This is a genomic window from Sphingobium lactosutens, assembly GCF_013393185.1.
GTDB lineage: Bacteria > Pseudomonadota > Alphaproteobacteria > Sphingomonadales > Sphingomonadaceae > Sphingobium > Sphingobium lactosutens_A.
The window spans coordinates 345,031-360,983 of the sequence record NZ_QJQX01000052.1 but is presented as its reverse complement, the minus strand read 5'-3'; the positions used below and the strand labels follow the sequence as shown (position 1 = coordinate 360,983).

General features: G+C 56.7%; 16 protein-coding genes. All 16 read right to left on the bottom strand.

The features are described 5' to 3' along the window. Window positions 1-1,268: IS66 family transposase (gene tnpC / locus DM806_RS13860; protein WP_179043758.1), on the bottom strand; the 1,268-nt coding region annotated here is incomplete at its 3' end. 31 nt (window positions 1,269-1,299) lie between these two features. Then, complete coding sequence (gene tnpB, locus DM806_RS13855) at window positions 1,300-1,626, bottom strand: IS66 family insertion sequence element accessory protein TnpB (protein ID WP_218036281.1); 327 nt, start codon at window positions 1,624-1,626, stop codon at window positions 1,300-1,302. Window positions 1,627-1,652: 26 nt separating this feature from the next. Continuing rightward, entirely contained in the window at window positions 1,653-2,099 is a 447-nt protein-coding gene (gene tnpA / locus DM806_RS13850) for an IS66-like element accessory protein TnpA (RefSeq protein WP_179043788.1), read from the bottom strand. 413 nt (window positions 2,100-2,512) lie between these two features. Next, the gene (locus DM806_RS13845) at window positions 2,513-2,878 is read right to left on the bottom strand and encodes a hypothetical protein (RefSeq protein WP_179043757.1); all 366 of its coding nucleotides are present in this window, start codon (window positions 2,876-2,878) and stop codon (window positions 2,513-2,515) included. Continuing rightward, window positions 2,878-5,652 (bottom strand): phage tail tip fiber protein, encoded by a 2,775-nt coding sequence (locus DM806_RS27820; RefSeq protein WP_179043756.1) that lies wholly within the window; start codon window positions 5,650-5,652, stop codon window positions 2,878-2,880. Before DM806_RS27820 ends, DM806_RS13845 begins: the two co-directional genes overlap by 1 nt. Before the next feature lie 48 nt (window positions 5,653-5,700). Next, window positions 5,701-6,486 (bottom strand): hypothetical protein, encoded by a 786-nt coding sequence (locus DM806_RS13835; protein WP_179043755.1) that lies wholly within the window; start codon window positions 6,484-6,486, stop codon window positions 5,701-5,703. Further along, window positions 6,483-6,857, bottom strand: a complete 375-nt coding sequence (locus DM806_RS13830; RefSeq protein ID WP_179043754.1) for a hypothetical protein — start codon at window positions 6,855-6,857, stop codon at window positions 6,483-6,485. The genes DM806_RS13835 and DM806_RS13830 overlap by 4 nt, the downstream gene beginning before the upstream one ends. Before the next feature lie 18 nt (window positions 6,858-6,875). Beyond that, window positions 6,876-10,817, bottom strand: a complete 3,942-nt coding sequence (locus tag DM806_RS13825) for a tape measure protein (protein ID WP_179043753.1) — start codon at window positions 10,815-10,817, stop codon at window positions 6,876-6,878. A gap of 63 nt (window positions 10,818-10,880) precedes the next feature. Beyond that, window positions 10,881-11,195, bottom strand: coding sequence for a phage tail assembly chaperone (locus tag DM806_RS13820; protein ID WP_179043752.1), 315 nt, complete (start codon window positions 11,193-11,195; stop codon window positions 10,881-10,883). 50 nt (window positions 11,196-11,245) lie between these two features. Continuing rightward, window positions 11,246-11,677: a hypothetical protein gene (locus DM806_RS13815; protein ID WP_179043751.1), complete on the bottom strand. Its 432-nt coding sequence runs from the start codon at window positions 11,675-11,677 to the stop codon at window positions 11,246-11,248. Window positions 11,678-11,795: 118 nt separating this feature from the next. After that, window positions 11,796-12,734 carry a phage tail tube protein gene (locus DM806_RS13810; protein ID WP_179043750.1) on the bottom strand — a complete coding sequence of 313 codons (939 nt, stop codon included), beginning with the start codon at window positions 12,732-12,734 and terminating at the stop codon, window positions 11,796-11,798. 66 nt (window positions 12,735-12,800) lie between these two features. Beyond that, on the bottom strand, window positions 12,801-13,220 hold the full coding sequence (locus DM806_RS13805; protein WP_179043749.1) for a phage tail terminator-like protein: 420 nt from the start codon (window positions 13,218-13,220) through the stop codon (window positions 12,801-12,803). Next, on the bottom strand, window positions 13,217-13,594 hold the full coding sequence (locus DM806_RS13800) for a hypothetical protein (RefSeq protein WP_179043748.1): 378 nt from the start codon (window positions 13,592-13,594) through the stop codon (window positions 13,217-13,219). The genes DM806_RS13805 and DM806_RS13800 overlap by 4 nt, the downstream gene beginning before the upstream one ends. Before the next feature lie 23 nt (window positions 13,595-13,617). After that, a complete protein-coding gene (locus DM806_RS13795) occupies window positions 13,618-13,971 on the bottom strand; it encodes a hypothetical protein (protein ID WP_179043747.1) in 354 nt (117 codons plus the stop codon). Continuing rightward, the gene (locus DM806_RS13790; protein ID WP_179043746.1) at window positions 13,971-14,570 is read right to left on the bottom strand and encodes a DnaT-like ssDNA-binding protein; all 600 of its coding nucleotides are present in this window, start codon (window positions 14,568-14,570) and stop codon (window positions 13,971-13,973) included. The genes DM806_RS13795 and DM806_RS13790 overlap by 1 nt, the downstream gene beginning before the upstream one ends. A 99-nt stretch (window positions 14,571-14,669) precedes the next feature. Next, window positions 14,670-15,905 (bottom strand): phage major capsid protein, encoded by a 1,236-nt coding sequence (locus tag DM806_RS13785; protein ID WP_179043745.1) that lies wholly within the window; start codon window positions 15,903-15,905, stop codon window positions 14,670-14,672. Window positions 15,906-15,953 lie beyond the last annotated feature (48 nt).

Genomic DNA, 15,953 nt, shown 5'->3' with positions numbered 1-15,953 from the left:
TCAGCCAGCTTGCTCTTGGCGCTGATCTGCCGGAGCCGGCCATCGAAATAGAGCTTGAGGTCCTCGATGATGATGCGGCTGCGTTCAGAGCGCTCAAGGCGGCGGTGTTCAGCGGTCGAGCCGCGCACCTCGTCTTCGATGGCATAGAGCATGGCGATCCGGCGCAATATCTCGGTCGCGACGGGAGAACTGGCGGCAAGATCGTAGAACTTGCGCCGGACATGGGACCAACAGAAGGCGAGGCTGAGCTGCTGCCCGCGCCGCTTGGCGAGAGCTGTATAGCCGCCATAACCATCGACCTGCAGGATGCCTGCAAAGTCTCCAAGGTGGATGTCGGGCCGCTCGGCCTTGCGGTCTGCCGCATAGACATAGGCGACCATCGGCGGACCTGCGCCACCCCATGGTCGATCATCGCGGGCATAGGCCCATAGCTGACCGGTCTTCGTTCTGCCGCGCCCTGGATCAAGCACCGGCGCGGTAGTCTCGTCGGCGAACAGGCGCTCGGATCGCCGGAGCTCCTCAAGGGTCCGGTCGCGCAGCGGCCGCAGATACCATGCTGCCCGGCCCACCCAGTCCGCCAGGGTGGAGCGATCGAGTCTGATATCCTGCCGGGCATAGATCTGAGCCTGCCGGTATAGCGGCACATGATCGGCATACTTTGAGACCAGCACCTGTGCAATCAGCGCTTCGGTCGGAATCCCGCCTTCGACTATGCGCGCCGGAGCGGGAGCCTGGACGATCGCGCCTTCACAGGAGCGACAGCCATAGCGCGGGCGGCGTGTCACCAGCACGCGGAAGGTGGTGGGCACAACATCCAGGCGCTCGGCCACGTCTTCGCCGATCTGATGAAGCGGACCACTACAGCAAAGGCAGGCCTTGTCGTCGATATCGACAATCTGTTCGATCCGCTCGAGATGCGCGGGCAAGGAGCCGCGGTTGGTCTTGCGGGGCTGATCGTTGCGGGAATTCGGCGCAACAGCTTCTCTGGCAGCGCGAGCATGCCCAAGCGCCGTCTCGACATCTTCCAGGCCCAGCTGGAGCTGATCGGCATCGAGCTGTTCGGACCGGCTGCCGAAGCGATGCCGCATGAAGGCCTGGATGATCGACTGGAGGCGTTCGATCTCGGCGTCCGCTTCGCTCTTGGCGACGTTCAGCTCTGCCACCCTGACCTCAGCTGCGGCCCGTTCTTCCGCCAGCATCCGGGACTGCTCCAGCACGAGCGCGCGGAGCGCGTCGATGTCGTCGGGCAGGTCCGCTTGCGTGAGCATGACGACAGTGAATCAGGAGCGAAAAGCCCCGTCAACCGGCAATCTGCGGGGCCTGCGGTCGACGGCCGCCATGAACCCGGCGCCAGTCCAATCCCTCCAGAAGCGCACCAAGTTGGGCGGCGGAAAGGCGCATCACGCCATCCTGGATGCCGGGCCACTTGAAGCCGCCTTGCTCCAGACGCTTCGCCATCAGGCACAGGCCGGTCCCGTCCCACCAGATCAGCTTGATCCGGTCAGCACGCTTGGCCCGAAAGACGTAAATCACGCCAGAAAATGCATCACCGCCATATTGCGCGCTCACCAATGCGGCCAAGGCGTCCGGCCCTTTGCGAAAATCCACAGGACGGGTCGCTACCATCACGCGGGCACCAACTCCTGGCCCGATCATCGCGTCGCCCTAAGGGCTTCGATCACCGCAGCGATGATGCCGGCATCGGCGCCGCGGCCGATCTTCACCGCTACGCCGTCTATCTCCAGCTCGACTGCGCTGTTCTTTGCACGCGCCTGCTTCCGCGGGCGCTTCGCCGGAGCGCTCGACAGCGGCTCCTCGATAATCGCGGGGACAAATGCGGGTGCCATATTGGGGGCGACTGGCAGCGCAACGCCCCGGGCCGCCATCTGCTTACGCAGCTGCCGCCGCCAGGTGAACAGCTGCGATGGGCTAAGGGCGTGCCGACGGGCAACGGCGCAGACAGTCTCCTGCTTGGAATAGCTCTCCGCGATGATCGCGGCCTTCACTTCAGGCGGCCAGTCCCGCCGCTGGCCTGCACCGGTGAAAACCTCGAACCGCTGAACCTTGCTGGTGCCAGCATCGTCACATGGCATCGTCATAGCACCAGCGTCCTCCATCCTGATCAGGAGGCGCAGACTCACGGCTACACTCTACGTCCGCAAGGTGGGGCCGCCGCCCCGCTTACGCTGATGTTGAGTGTCAGGCCGGGATAATTGGTCAGCCAATTTGTGCCGTTACCAGTTACCTGTGTCGAACCATTGGTGACACTAACGGTGCCTTCTGTATCAAAATCATATTCCATGGTCGGATCGCTCCCGCATATCAGTATTGCTGATATTTATGCGGGCAGTCGCAGCGGCTTATTCCTTCGGGAAGTCAGCTTTGACCGCTAGGATTTGCTGCCTCATGGCTTCGGCTTCCTGGCCACCTTTCCAGAAGGCGTCTAGCTGGTCAGGTATCGTCGGGTAAGCAGCCTTACGCTGGTCAACATAACCCTTCCTAATATCAATTCTCATACAACCTCCGGTCCTGTTGGAACTGCGACATACTGCGCGATGAAACATGGGTGATCGAGATGCAGCCAGACCACATCAGTAACATTGGCATCGAACTCGACTTCGCCATCTTCGACATGATACAACGCGCCGTCATGTGCGACGGAAGTTCCAGCCGGGATATTGCTGACACGGTTATATGCAACGTTCAGCACGAACGGCACTCTATCCCTGATTGTGTGCGTCTCTAGATCGAGGAAGATAGCGTTAGCCCGCGTACCATCGGGAACCTCAACTTCTATGACCGATGGTTCAGGGAAGCTCTGTGGTTCTGACGCGATGGTCAGCAGCTTTCCGTCCTGCGTAAAGTATGCGTATTTCATTATCGCTTCATCCCGATTAATTCCATGCTGATGTCTCGAATCCATTGTGCGCGAGCAACAGAGCGCGGAGTGAATGTGCCTGAGATAACGCGACACATGACGCGGACTTGTGCGCCGGTAACGATGGCGCTGATGTCGCCACCTGTACGGCTATAGGTGTTGCCGTTATCCGTAGTGATTCCGAAGGTCTTTTCTTTGGCAAGAACAAAGCCCGCGCCGTAGTCCAACCAAAGCTGGATTTTGCAGCTTGCGTCATAAGCCTGTGTCGCGTCGATGGTGAAATCTACGTCCACGCGGCCCGAACCCCAAACAGCGTCACCTATGGTCATGAACCCGGTAGTGAGGAAGTCAGCGGAGCCGTTCGCAGCGACAAACGTGTCAACGCCATCTGCGCCCTGATTGGCCGAAATTGCACCGCCGGCCACTTTAAGTTGGTCGATTGCGCCATTCTGGATTTGTGCGTTCTTGATGATCGCATTGTCCATGATGGCAGTGTTGACGCTCAGGACGCCATTGTTGTCGAGCGTGAGCAAAGGCACTGCGCCACTAGGCGTCCAGATGCTGAAAAAGTCCGTCGCCAAAGCAAAATCGACAACGCCATTCTGATTGATGATCCCAAAGCCGCCAACGATCTTTTTGCCGTTGATTTCGTTCTGGACCTTCACAGTATATTGGCTGCTCAGAAGTCCGTCATGGTTTGCGAGCAAGAGTACATTCTGTTCGTAGCTGGCTCCGTTTACCGGGCTGAGACGAACCTGCATGGAATTGATTTGTTCAGCCCTAGCGCCATTGTCATCGACCTGCGTTTTCGCATTGTTCTTGATGATCGACACGATGCTGTTGCCGTTCGTCTCATCAAAAATGCTGGAACTTAGCGTTTGGACGCTCTCAGCGATAACTTCGTCAGCGTCGATATAAGCACGTTCAAGGCCGGTGATTGCAGCTTCGCGAGCCTCTGTCTCGTCCTCGATCTTGACGCCTAATTCGGAGACGCGCTCTGCCAACGCAGTGTCACCATCATCCTCGATCAGAATGCGCTCAATTTCGCTGATCTTGCCTTCGGCGCTACCTACGCGGGCTTCAAATTCCTCAATGCTTTCTGCAAGCGCGCTGTCACCATCGACACGAAGACGACGCTCATCGGCAAATGCTGCGTCAACATTCTCACCGTATCGAGCAATCGCATAGGTAATGTCCTCAACCTCTGCGAAATCCAATCCAGCGATCGTGCGATTGACCTCTAGGAACCCGGCTTCGATGACGCCGTCTTGTCCATCGACGCGGCTAGTAAGCTGCAATATGTCTTCTGCGACCTTGTTGCCGTTCTCATCGACACGAGTACCGAGCGCACGAATTGCGACGAGATTGTCTTTGTGCAGAGCAACATTGGTTTTGATCTGCGTAGAACCGAAATCCAGAACATTGGCAGCTAGGTCTTCAAGCTCTGTGCGAACAGCGCCAATGACCAAACTGCGCCAGTCCTTGCGGATGCCGTTTAGATCGTCCTGAACATCATCGACCTTCTTGCCGACGCCAACGACAGCTTCCTCAACTGCATCTTTCAGCGCGGAGGAAATCTCATCATCGGTGTGTGTGACAAAGCAGCGATCACCACCGATGCGGACTTTATGGGCGCGGGTAGTTGTAGCAGGCATGGAAATGTCGATGACCACTGGTGCGGTCGTCCTGCCTTGTTGCAACATGATGGGCGTCTTGGTGGAAACGTTGCGACCAAAGCGCCAAATGTCGTTCTTGTCGGGATAGAAGTAGGCCGCCAGATGGGATGCAGCTTCGCGTAGGAAGTTGCCGACGCTGATCGCCGGTTCGTCGTCATCCTTCGGCTTGTCCTGACTGTCGATGTAATTGCCCCATGTGTGGGGGAAATCGCGATCCAGCTTATCAGCGCCTTCAACGTCGATCTTATCCATCGGGACGCCAGCGAAATTATGCAGCATCCAGACTGCAATCTCACCGAATTTGCGCAACGGGCGCATCCCATCCATTGCGCCGATCACGTCTGCGGTCAGCAGGCCAATAGCTTCGGCACCAAGTCGATACATTCCCACGGCGGGAGCCTTCGCCCATGTTCCTGGCGGTAGCTGCTCGTCCGTTAGGCCAATCAATTCCTCGTAACTGGACACGGTGTATTTGGCCGGTCCAAGTGTCAGCGCATTCTCATAGACGGCAACCACGTCCTCAGTCGGACCATAGCCGTGATATTGATAAACGAGGTGAGCCGCGTCGATCATCGGCGGCTGGATGTTCTGAACCGGGCCAACGGTGAACGGCTTGAGCTTGTTCTTCTCTGTGCCTTCCGCTGCGCCATTGCCAAGATAGGCCGTCTTGAGAACTTCCTTTTTCAGATCGGCTTCGGGACCGAGCAAAGGAAGCTGCGCGACAGTTCGCCCAGAAGATACGGAAAGCGAGCCGACGCGCCCGGAAGGAATTGCCTTGTAGCTGGACAGCGGAGCGCCAAGTTCTCCCCACATGAGTTTGCAGGGATAGCCGTCAAAATCGTAGCCCAGCCAAGCGGTGTTTCGCATGTCGTCGCCGATGCGAATAACCAGCGAGCCGTAGTCGATTTGAATTTCGCCGGGGATGCCGTTGTCGGTAAGCGACATGCTGCGGCTAGGGGAACCGACGAGGCATGGAATATACTCATGATCGCTATCGAAGACGATAGGACCATGGCCGGGGGAATACATGCGCAGCACCTTGGTCTGCTTCGCCCTCGGATCGAACGTCGTTACCTCTGCGACAAAAACCCTTTTCACTAATCACCCCATATCCTGTCGGATATTTAGTGGTGTTAGCGGTCGGGCTTATGATCTCAGGCCATCAACCTGAATTTCAGTTTCCCACCAGTTATGATACAAGTTCTCTCCGCTCCAATCCACTTTGAAGCGGCCATACACAGTCCAATGTTGCACTGTGTCGGGATTGTCTGGCTCTGGTGCAAATAGGACTGGCTTGCTCTTGCCGACTGCCATCATGAAAGCGTCAAAACGGTTGAACGTTGCTTCATCCATGTTGCCCAACTTAGCTTTCACGGTTGGCCTAGCTGCAAACTCCTGAACGTCTTCATAGTTGGGGCCGCTAGTTAAAACGCTGTCATCAATCTGACCCTTCTTCCAGTTGTAGTCGATGCCAGAAGAAACCTCAAAACGTTCACCCATCAGGATACGCGCAGCGCGGACCTGTCCATCGGGATTGCCGGGGGAGACGAAATCGAGACGCCAGAAAACAGTCTGTACGGTCTGGCCAAGGTCGATCATGCTCTTGGGAGTGTAAGGAGCAAACAGATTGCCCTCGTATGCGGCTACTGCACCGCTGTCATAGACAGGGCTGACAATCTCGCCATTGCTGACGGAAGCGCCAGCACGAACTCGGATCGTGTCGGATGCACGTAGATTGCTGTGAAGCACGGCAATGGTATCTACGGGGGCCGTACAGCGCAGGACGACGTAAATGCCATTCAGCCCTTGCGAGCGCCAATCCATATCCATGTTGTCGTTCGTCAGGTTCACGCCGGGGGAGGCGGGGATTTCAAAGCTGGTCGTTTCAAAAGCGACAGGCGCGCTCATGAGGAAAAATGGATTGTCGATCATGTCAGCGGCCCCTTGATTGTGATTGTTGTCAGCCACGCCTGATAATCGACCGTGACCGCGACGACGCGCAGCTTATCGGTCTGATCGACTGGCCAATCTGGGAAATTGCATGTGAACGTGGGCGGCGATCCGATGAACTTCTCATCGTCGCATACCTCCACACCGGCAATGACGACCTCATATGCCTGCGCGACATGCTTATGCTCGTCCATGATCTCATCAGCGAGACGAGTAGCCGCAACAATGTCCAGATTTGTGTCTAATTTGATGATGCGGGCTTGGGGCTGCTCAGCCAGAACCGAAGGCTCCGACTGTTCAGCATAACGATATTCCTCTTTTACGAACGTTCCACGATTTGCGTCGATTGCCATCTGCCACCTCTGCTATATTTACACGGTGCCAGTTTGCTTTGCGTTGACCGCAGAGCCGTTCCATTGCGCGGTGATGCTCTCGCCACGTTGGATTGCTGCGAGAAGCTGTTCAGCCAGACTGTTTGCAATCTGCTGCTGCTTCAACTGCTCTGCCGCAAGCTGGTTCGTCGTGTTGACAGCATCGACCACATTTGTGGAACTCTGCGCATAGACGCTCTCGGTGTATTTCTGCGCCGCATCGGTCGCGGTCAACAGACGGTCCCTTACATTCTGAGACTGAGCGGTCGCAGTTCCGTAAATGTCCTTGGTCATGTCCCAAATGTCGCTGCCAAGCTGCGTCATTGCAGCGGTGTCAACGGACTTGCCCGCCGCCAGCGCTTCCTCATACTTGGAGAACTCGTTCAGCTTGTTATCAAGACGGGTCTTGGTGGACAGGCCGGAGCCTTCGCCCATCAGCTTATCGCGGAAGGACTTCAAATCCGATAGCTGATCCTTGAGCATGTTTTCACGCTGGACCATGTAATAGCGATCAACGTTCGCCAGTTCCGCTGCGGTCGCCTTGTTGGCAACCATTTCCTCGCGCAGCTTACTGAATTCCTTATTCAGTTCGGCAAGCGGAGCGCCAATAGGATCATCAATGCGGGCGAGTTCCTTGACGATGTTCTCATACTTGGTCGCAAGTGTGACAGCACGGTCTAGGTCTTCCGCGGCGCTCAACACTCGCTTGGAGAAATCGCTGATGCCGGTCAGGACGCCTTGCTTCAACGCGGTCTGGATCGCGTAGGAGATTGCTTCCTCTTCGCCGTCCTTGCCGAAGTCCTTAATGTCGGTGCGACCGCTGCCGCCCTTCAATTTGCCGGTGCGGCCGATGTCGCTGACGCGCCACTTGCCCTTATACTGGCCGATGGAGATATTCGGATTGCCGGTGATCGAGCCGCCAAGCTGTTCAGCGATGCTAGTCAGTCCGCTGATGACAGAACCAGCCGCGCCGGTTGCAGCGGCTTTATAGGCCGACTTATTGCCGGTCGTGTCGCTGCCTAGATAGCCGTCATCACCAAGAGTAATGTTGGCAGTGCCGTAGCGCTTCTTCTTGAACATGCCGCCGATCAGGCCGCCACCGATGCTACCGATGATCGAGCCGATAGGACCGCCGACGACGGAGCCGAGCGCGCCGCCAATGGATGCGCCTGTCTTGCTGCTACCGATGCCCAGCGACTTCATCAGGCCATCAGCCATCTGACCCATCTGCATACCGGAAGCGGCGTTGCCCAATGTGTTGCCGATTGCGCCCGCAACGCTGCCCGGACCCTTGCCGGCGAAGATCTTCTTCATGTCGCCCTTGAAGCCGCCGAAGCCGTCGCTCAGGCTCTTCAACGGATTGAGCAGGGCGGACTTCTGACCATTGCGGCCAAGGATGCTGTCTAGGGTGTTCTGCGATGCCTTCGCGGCGGCCTGGCCAATGCCGGTCAAGCTGCCGTCGCTGTTCTTGCCCAGCAGATCGATGATGGAGCCGATAGGACCAAGGCCGCTGAAGCTGCCCGATGCCGCCGATACCAAGCCGTTTAGCAACTGGCCGAATTTGCTGACTGCATTACCGAACGTGCCGTTTAGCTGCCTGCCGAGCGTATCGATGCCGTCGCCAAACTCAGTAACGAAGCGGTTTTTGACCTCCCTGACGCCACGCTCAAGGCCGTCCATCGCACGACGAGCCTGTTCCTCCGTGATACCGCCATCGGCAACTGGTTTGCTGGCCAGTAGCTTGATGCGCGCACGATCCGCGTCGAATTGCTCCATCTGGAGGCGGTCAGCTTCAAACGGGCTGTATTGCGACAACAGCGTGTCGCGGTCCTTGAGCATCCTGTTCTGGCGCTCAATCTCGAACGTTTCACCAGCGCGGGCTTTGATGATCGCAAGCTGCTGCTGATACAGGTCGCCGGTAATATCTACCTTTTCCGCAAGTGCGCGGCTTTCAAACTCCCACGCCGCTTCCGACATGGCCGCTTCTTTGTCGGTCATGGTCAGCTTGCGCTTTTGGAATTCCAGTTCTGCGCTATCGACGTCATTGGCGACGCGCATGTCCGTGAGCAGCTTGGCAGCGCGTGTCTCGTCCATCAGCAGGCCGAGGCGCTTCTTTTGCTCATCGGTCAGGGCTTTGCCGCCGACACGCTGTAGATCGAGTTCGGCGGTGAACTTCTCAGCCTCGACGGGCATCATACCAGCGAGCTTTTTGTTCTCTTCCATTACGGTCCAGAGTTCTTCGGCGGCCTTCTGCTGGCGCTCTGCTTCCTTAGCTGCGCGCTCGTTTTCCTTCTCGAATTCGGACTTGCTCTTGTCGCCCTTGCCCTTCCACGCGACGTGGAAGTGATCGCCCTCGTCCAGCTTCTCGATTACATCGTAGCCTTCCTTTTTCAGGGTGGAGACGATCTTATCGAGCGTCATGCCGGGGGTCTTCGCAATGTCGCGAGCATTGCCGGTCAGGTGGTGGCTGTTTTTGGAGCCGCCGACCAATCGGTTCTTTTCCCATGTGCGATAGCCGCTGGTCACGCGCGCACCGATGCTATTCATCAGCACGTCAACGTCGGTACGGCTGCGGCCCGAACCACCGGAGCCGGATGCTGTGGGAGTGCCGGGAGGCGAGCGCAACACACCAGTGCCGCCGGTCAATTTCTTAGGAGCCGGCCCTAGCTTGCGGGATTCCGCGACAAGCCTATCATCGGACCAACCTGTAGGGACATCATTGCCGGTGCGGTCACGATATGCGCGTTCTAGCCTGATACGAGCGCGGTCACGGCGGGATTGGGCAAAGCCCTGATTAAAGCGGCCCTTGAGGTCACTAGGTGGAGCGTTAGTAGGCTTGGGCAGAAAATCCAGTTCAACGGCTGCGCCGCTGCCGGTGCCACCGAACAGGCTGTAGCCGCGTCCGAAATTACGGACATTATCGACCAAGCCCAACACGTCAGCGATTTCAGCGCGCAGACCCTTCCACTCGACAGCGATCAGCTTGGCAGCTTCGATGCCCTCATGCTCCAGCGGCTTGAACGCACCAGCCAGACCCTCGAATGCGTCACGGATTTCACCACCACTTTCGCGAGCGCGCTCAGCGATCGACTTCATGTTGGTGTTGCCCTGCTCGGCGAAATTATAGAGTGCCTGACTAAAGCCGCCGCCCTGATCGAACGCACCGAATGTCTCGGTCGCCAGATTGGTCAGAGCCGTCATCGCTTCGCCGAACGTCTTCGGCATCTGCTTAAACTCTTCGTCCAGCGCAGCGGTGAAGCGCTTATCGGTGAAGGCACGGAATAGCTTGTCGGCGGTCAACTGACCTTCGCTGGCCATCTTCTTCAATGCGCCGACCGGCACACCCAGACTGTCAGCCATCAGCTTCATGAGGCGAGGGCTGTTCTCAGCAAGGGAGCGGAATTCGTCACCGTTCAGCTTGCCCGACGCCAACGCCTGACCAAGCTGCAATACGGTGGAGGCGGTTTCGCCTGCGGTCGCGCCGCTGATCTTGAGCGACTTGGTGACGGTTTCCGTTGCGCGGGCGACCTGCGCCTGTGAAGCGTTCAGTCCCTTACCGCTAACCATCAGCTTGCCATAGAGGGTAGCAGTAGAGGTGAGTTCGCTGCGGGTGCTGGCAGCGATCCTACGAACGTCTTCCTGCGCCTGTCCGAAGTCGGCAAAGCCGCGTGTCGCCAGCTTCAACTTGGCTTCCATACTTGCGGAAGCGTCAGCCAGCTCAGTGAATTTGTGGACGATCCCGGCTAGGATCACGGCAGCACCGGCACCACGGATACCGGCAAGACTGCGGGTGAATGAGGTAATGCTGACGGTAGTGGAGCCGAGAGAGCTATTCATACGCCGGGAAGCCGCACCAACTCGATCTAGGGAACGCTCAGCTTGTGAAGCACCACGGCTGGCACCTGTTGCGTCGATAGTGATGCGGATAGTTGTGTCAGACATCGATAAGCAGGCTCCGCGTTATGGGGGTCTGCGTATTTAGCTGGGCCAACTACCCGCACTGCTTCACTTGGCTGCTGATTTGGCCTTATTGTCCGCCATCACAACGTCATCCATTGCTCGGATGATTGACCACAACATTTCAGATTCGTGGATTGTTAGGCCATATCTGTCTGCATACTTCATGCAGTCATCCCAACGAAGTCTAGTCGCGCCCACACCAGTGTCACGCATTGTCGTGATCGTTAGGAACGCATTCCAATAAAACTCATCGTCTTGGGAAAGGGTCTTTGCGTTTGATGCTTTCAACTCTGCTGCTTGGGTAACAGAGGCGTGATCGAAGCGACCGGCTTTGATGGCCGCGCTGGCCTCTTTCTCCAATTGCTCCAATCGGGCGAATTCAGGAGAAAGCTGCCAGCGTAGATATTCATTTAGTTTTTTTTGGATTCCTCAGTCGCTTCGACAGCGAAATTGCTTTCCTGCGACGAGAACTCGTCTAGCTCTTGGAAAATCCAGTATGCGCGTGGGTCGGACAGGAACGTCACCAGATTAGCGCTTGAGTGCTTCCATGTGCCGTTCTTGACCGGAATGCCCTCACTTTTGACGATGTAGTTTTCTACGAACATCTTGATGACGACGCTACGGCGCAGAAGAACGTCTGCTTCTACCTGAGCATCATCAATGCGCTGACGTTCGCGCTGGCTCAGCCTTGCAGTGGCGCGCTTCCATTCCAGCAGCCACTTAGGCGAGCTAACAAACTGATGCTTCACCCTGAACACACCGTAGGACTTGCCATTCTTGACAATCTCAATTTCACGGACTTCATCGTCAGATACAGACGGAAGATCAAAATCAAATTCCATAAATCACCTCAGGTTTTAACTTGCAGCTTTGTGCTGCTCAGTATTTATGCTGGGGTTCAGTCATGGGTTCGGGGTAGTGGACCTGAAAACCACTACCCCGATCAGTTCTGCTAGTGACTTACGCTACTGGCAGCTTCTGAATCATGATGTCTGTGCCGGAAGCAGCATCACCAAGAGGCGAGAAGGTCACAGTGACCATCTGGTTCGCGCCGTCTTCGTTGTCTTCTGGGAAGCTAGGCTGTGCCGCTGGGATGATGATCCTGTAGCCCGCGCCGTTGAACTCAATGTCAAACTGGATGCTGACCGCTGGATTCTCAATGCCGTTGACGATCAGGTTTTCAGGCCCGAAGTCCTTACGGTAAAGCGTAGCGACCAGTTCGACGGTCTTACCGGCGGTGCCGATACCGCGAGCGAATGGCGAACCTAGCTTGCCCTGTGTTGCACGATCCTGCGTAACGGTCAGCGCGAGGGTCGAGTAATCAACTTCGCCAAGACCGCCGATGACGATGTTCTTTACGTCAGGGCCAGCGAACTTTGGTGCAGTAGATGCGTCCGCATAGGTAGCGCCAGCAAGTGCCGTATTCGAGGGGGTGGCACGACCACGACCAAGGAACGAAAAGTCAGCAGTTACGATGCCGCCGAACTCAGCGTTCAGAGCAAACTCCGCTACCTGAAGGCCGAAGAAGCGCGAGAACATCAACGTTGCGCCGTCGGTCCACTTGCGTTCAACGGTCAGATCGGTTTCGGTCGTTCCTGCCTTGAGCAAACCGTCCTGATCGAACTTGCCCGAAAAGGTGCTTTCCAGAAGTAGGTCGGTTGCAGCGTCGCCGCTGGTCAGTTCCGTGTTCAGGGTGCCTTCAACGCGAGGGTTGACGAGACGCTGGCCTGCGTTGGTACGACCCTTACGACGAGTGCTGCTGACGATTGGGTCAGCCGTCGCATTGAGGTTCGATCCAACAATGGTTTCGAGGCGAAGGAAAGCAGGAGTTGCAGGAGTAGTTCCAGCAACCGTCTCTGCTACAATCGCAAATTCTGTATCCGAGGGATTAATTGCCATTTAGCGGCCTCCATATTTTAGATTGGGCCGCAGATGGCCTCAGCATATTTATGTTGAGGTGTTGGATCAGAACTCTATTCGACTACTCGAATAGGTGATCTTAACAGCAATCATGTAATGGTCTTTGCTCTCCACAACATCAGTGATGATCTCACCGCAACGGAGCGAACCGTCAGGACTTGTCCAGTTTGCGAAGATGGAAGATACCTTGTCGGACAATGACCATGCGATGCCGGTCGCTGTTGTCTTCGGGATAGCGACATGCACCCAAACGCGGCCAGTTCGCTCAACGCGATGGCGGTCGTTTCCGAGATTGCGCTTTTGCTGAGTACCGGGGCGCACATGCAGGCGGATGAACTTCGCCGGGATAGTGGCCGATGCGGCGCTATTCTCGTAAAGTAGCGGAGCGGTCTTATCACCGGATGGACCGGCCCATTCGGTTTCCAATCGCTTGGTCAGCAGGGTAATATCTTTTAGGTGGCTCACTTGGCACCTGCCTTCGCCGCATCCACTGCGCGTTCGACAAAGCCAGCGGGCTTCGTGACGGCGTTACCGGCGTTCAACCCATCAATGTGGGGCTGGTTGTTGACGATATTGACGGTGCCGCCGAGTTTCGCGGTCAGGATCGCCGCGTTGCCATTGCGGAGCGCGGCTGCGCCGCCGGGATCGGGTGTGTTTACAAGCCCTGTGGGGACCGTGTTGATACCTACCTGCCAATCGCCGACTGTGACGCTTGTGTCCTCAGGGGTGCCTTCTACGACCCCTTGCAGCACGTCTGAGGCTACTTTGCGGTTGATACGCTCCGCGTTGGCGTAGGCTTTACGCTTTGCAGCAGCGAGGCTCTTCACTACCGCGCCCATGTTTGTGACCCCGGAGCGCGCCATTATCGTAGCACCGCTTCATAACGGATGACGGTTACGCCATTGGGCGCAACGGTCGTCACAGTATCTACAGTGTAGGTGTCTTTGCCGATAATCAGTTGGTCGTCTGGGAATGGCGCGGTCTTATTGCTGAGATACGCAACGCGCTTCTGGCCCAGATATGCACCGTTGTTCCAAACGTCTTTGTCGCGCACCACGCCACGGACGCGAAAGTCGCGAGTGACAGCAGGCACAATGTTGCCATTCTCATCAATGTTTTCGGCAGTGACCAATCGACGCAGCACGAATGCACCGCCAAACGGGCCATCATAAAGCTGGGTCGCGGCCTTCGCGAATTGCTCATATACCGTAGCCATTAGCGCGCACCGCCAGGACGAACGATCGACGTTCCACGGAATGAACCCCAGCGGGCGAGGCGCATGAACACGGCATCAGCAGCGGCTACGGCGTTTGTGGGCTTGATCGTGCCAACGCCGTCCAGTTTCACCTCACTGGCGTTGAACCCGTTGTCCTGCCAGAGCGTGATCTCGCGGACCTTGAAGGCTGCTAGGATTGCTTGCGCTTCCAGCACCTCACGCGGGATCGCCGTCTGATCGAGATACACAGGTGTGTTGGAAAGGCCGGGGCTTTCAAAATGGATGAAGCGGGCAAAATCCTCGTAGCAATCATCCATGTGGGGGAAGTTGCGCGCAAACCAATCGGAGCCGGGCTTCTTGCCCTCAAGCTGAACCTCTTTGCGCGGCCATGCGAGCGCCTGTAGCGGATCGACCAGCTTGCCCTTGAAATTCCACATTGCGGAAATCTCTTTGGCCGCTTCGATCAGGTAGGGTTCGTCATTGTCGTTTAGTTCAGGACGATCACCGAGCAGCGGATGCGTGAAGTCGGTTAGGAATTGATTGGCCTGAACAATCGTCTGCCAGCTATTTGCGTTCGTTCCGGTTGTTTCCAATCCCATTATCTCGCGACCTCATGTTTGAGTTATCGCAGCTATTTAGCGGGAGGGCAGAAAGGCCCGCCTTTGCAGACGGGCCTTCTGTTTGCTTAGTCGGATGACTTAGGCGGTCAGCACAAGTGCGCGGAGAGCCTTGTAATCGACAATCGCAGCACCGGAACGACGACGAGCCGAATACTTCACGAACTGAGGTTCGGTGATCGGATCGACGGTCCACTTGGTGGTGCCGTAATCAACGATGGTGTATGCCTTCGCGAAGTCGCCCAGAAGAGCAACAGGGGTGCCGTCTTCGATAGCATCCGCAACGGTTGGCATCATGTCGTCAACGACATAGCGGACGCCATGAACCGTGCCGCCCGGTAGAGTGCTGATCGAAGCGTCTGCTGGCGACCAAACAGCGCGACCGTTTGCGTCCTTTTCCTGCATCAGCTTCAGTTCGGTGTCCGAAGAGATCAGGAAAACGGCATTTGCACGATATGCGGAATGCAGGGTCGAAAGCAGGACAAGCAGAGCATCGCTGATCTTGCTGGTTGCTGGCTGAGCCACGGTTGCCATCTTACCGAACTCGTCGGTGAACTTGGTTACAGCGCCGGTGGTGGCAGTCTGAGCCAGAAGGCCGCATGGGGTGGTGGTCACGCCAGCAATGTCTTCAACGCGGTTCGCCGTTACGCCGGTCAGGAACAGTTCGCTTTCCTTCTCAACGATGTTCTGGACCATCGCGTCCTGTAGTTCCTGAGCGAGATTCAGGATGCTTTCAGGCTCGTCCGAAACCCAAGCAGTGTGACGCTGCTGGTCCACAACGTCAGCCATGCCCCAATGCAGCTTGGCGAACGCATCGGTCTTGTTGAGCGTGTATGCGGCCTTTTCAGCTTTAGTCTTTGCAACGCTCTCAGGATTACGGACCTTGATTAGACGCTCGTAATTGCCCTTTGCAGCGATGACGCGGGCCAGTGCGCGAACAGGGCTTGCCTTGCGGAGTGCGCGGGTGATTTCGCTGTCGATGACGGTTGGTACAGTGTGACCACCTTCAACGTTTACGGTGCGCGAAAACTCGTCGTTCTTAACGTCGCCGTCTTCGATAGCGAAGCGGCCCTTAGCGAATGCAAAGGCTGCAATGCGCGCATCGTCCGAAGCGTCGGCGGTTTGTGCCTTGGTGGTGGACTTACGGGCTAGAGCCTCGTTTGCCGCTTCAATCTGCGCAGCATGTTCAGCCTGCTCTTCGCGGAGGGACTTGATTTCGGCATAGAGGTTCTGGACCTCTGCCTTGTTTACTGCGTCGTCCGAGTTTGCCTTGGTAGCAAGTTCAGCGAACAGCTTATTGATGTTTTCTTCGTTCACTTTTCACCTCTGAATTGGGTTTCAGAGGAGTGCGAAAAGCGGGTCCGT

What these genes read in the sequence shown, in the direction of transcription:
- DM806_RS13815 (WP_179043751.1), bottom strand. Translation starts at nt 11,677, where the DNA reads ATGGAATTTGATTTTGATCTTCCGTCTGTATCTGACGATGAAGTCCGT.
- DM806_RS13795 (WP_179043747.1), bottom strand. Translation starts at nt 13,971, where the DNA reads ATGGCTACGGTATATGAGCAATTCGCGAAGGCCGCGACCCAGCTTTAT.
- tnpA (WP_179043788.1), bottom strand. Translation starts at nt 2,099, where the DNA reads ATGACGATGCCATGTGACGATGCTGGCACCAGCAAGGTTCAGCGGTTC.
- DM806_RS13830 (WP_179043754.1), bottom strand. Translation starts at nt 6,857, where the DNA reads ATGGCAATCGACGCAAATCGTGGAACGTTCGTAAAAGAGGAATATCGT.
- DM806_RS13825 (WP_179043753.1), bottom strand. Translation starts at nt 10,817, where the DNA reads ATGTCTGACACAACTATCCGCATCACTATCGACGCAACAGGTGCCAGC.
- DM806_RS13790 (WP_179043746.1), bottom strand. Translation starts at nt 14,570, where the DNA reads ATGGGATTGGAAACAACCGGAACGAACGCAAATAGCTGGCAGACGATT.
- DM806_RS13810 (WP_179043750.1), bottom strand. Translation starts at nt 12,734, where the DNA reads ATGGCAATTAATCCCTCGGATACAGAATTTGCGATTGTAGCAGAGACG.
- tnpB (WP_218036281.1), bottom strand. Translation starts at nt 1,626, where the DNA reads ATGGTAGCGACCCGTCCTGTGGATTTTCGCAAAGGGCCGGACGCCTTG.
- DM806_RS13845 (WP_179043757.1), bottom strand. Translation starts at nt 2,878, where the DNA reads ATGAAATACGCATACTTTACGCAGGACGGAAAGCTGCTGACCATCGCG.
- DM806_RS13835 (WP_179043755.1), bottom strand. Translation starts at nt 6,486, where the DNA reads ATGATCGACAATCCATTTTTCCTCATGAGCGCGCCTGTCGCTTTTGAA.
- DM806_RS13800 (WP_179043748.1), bottom strand. Translation starts at nt 13,594, where the DNA reads ATGGGCGCGGTAGTGAAGAGCCTCGCTGCTGCAAAGCGTAAAGCCTAC.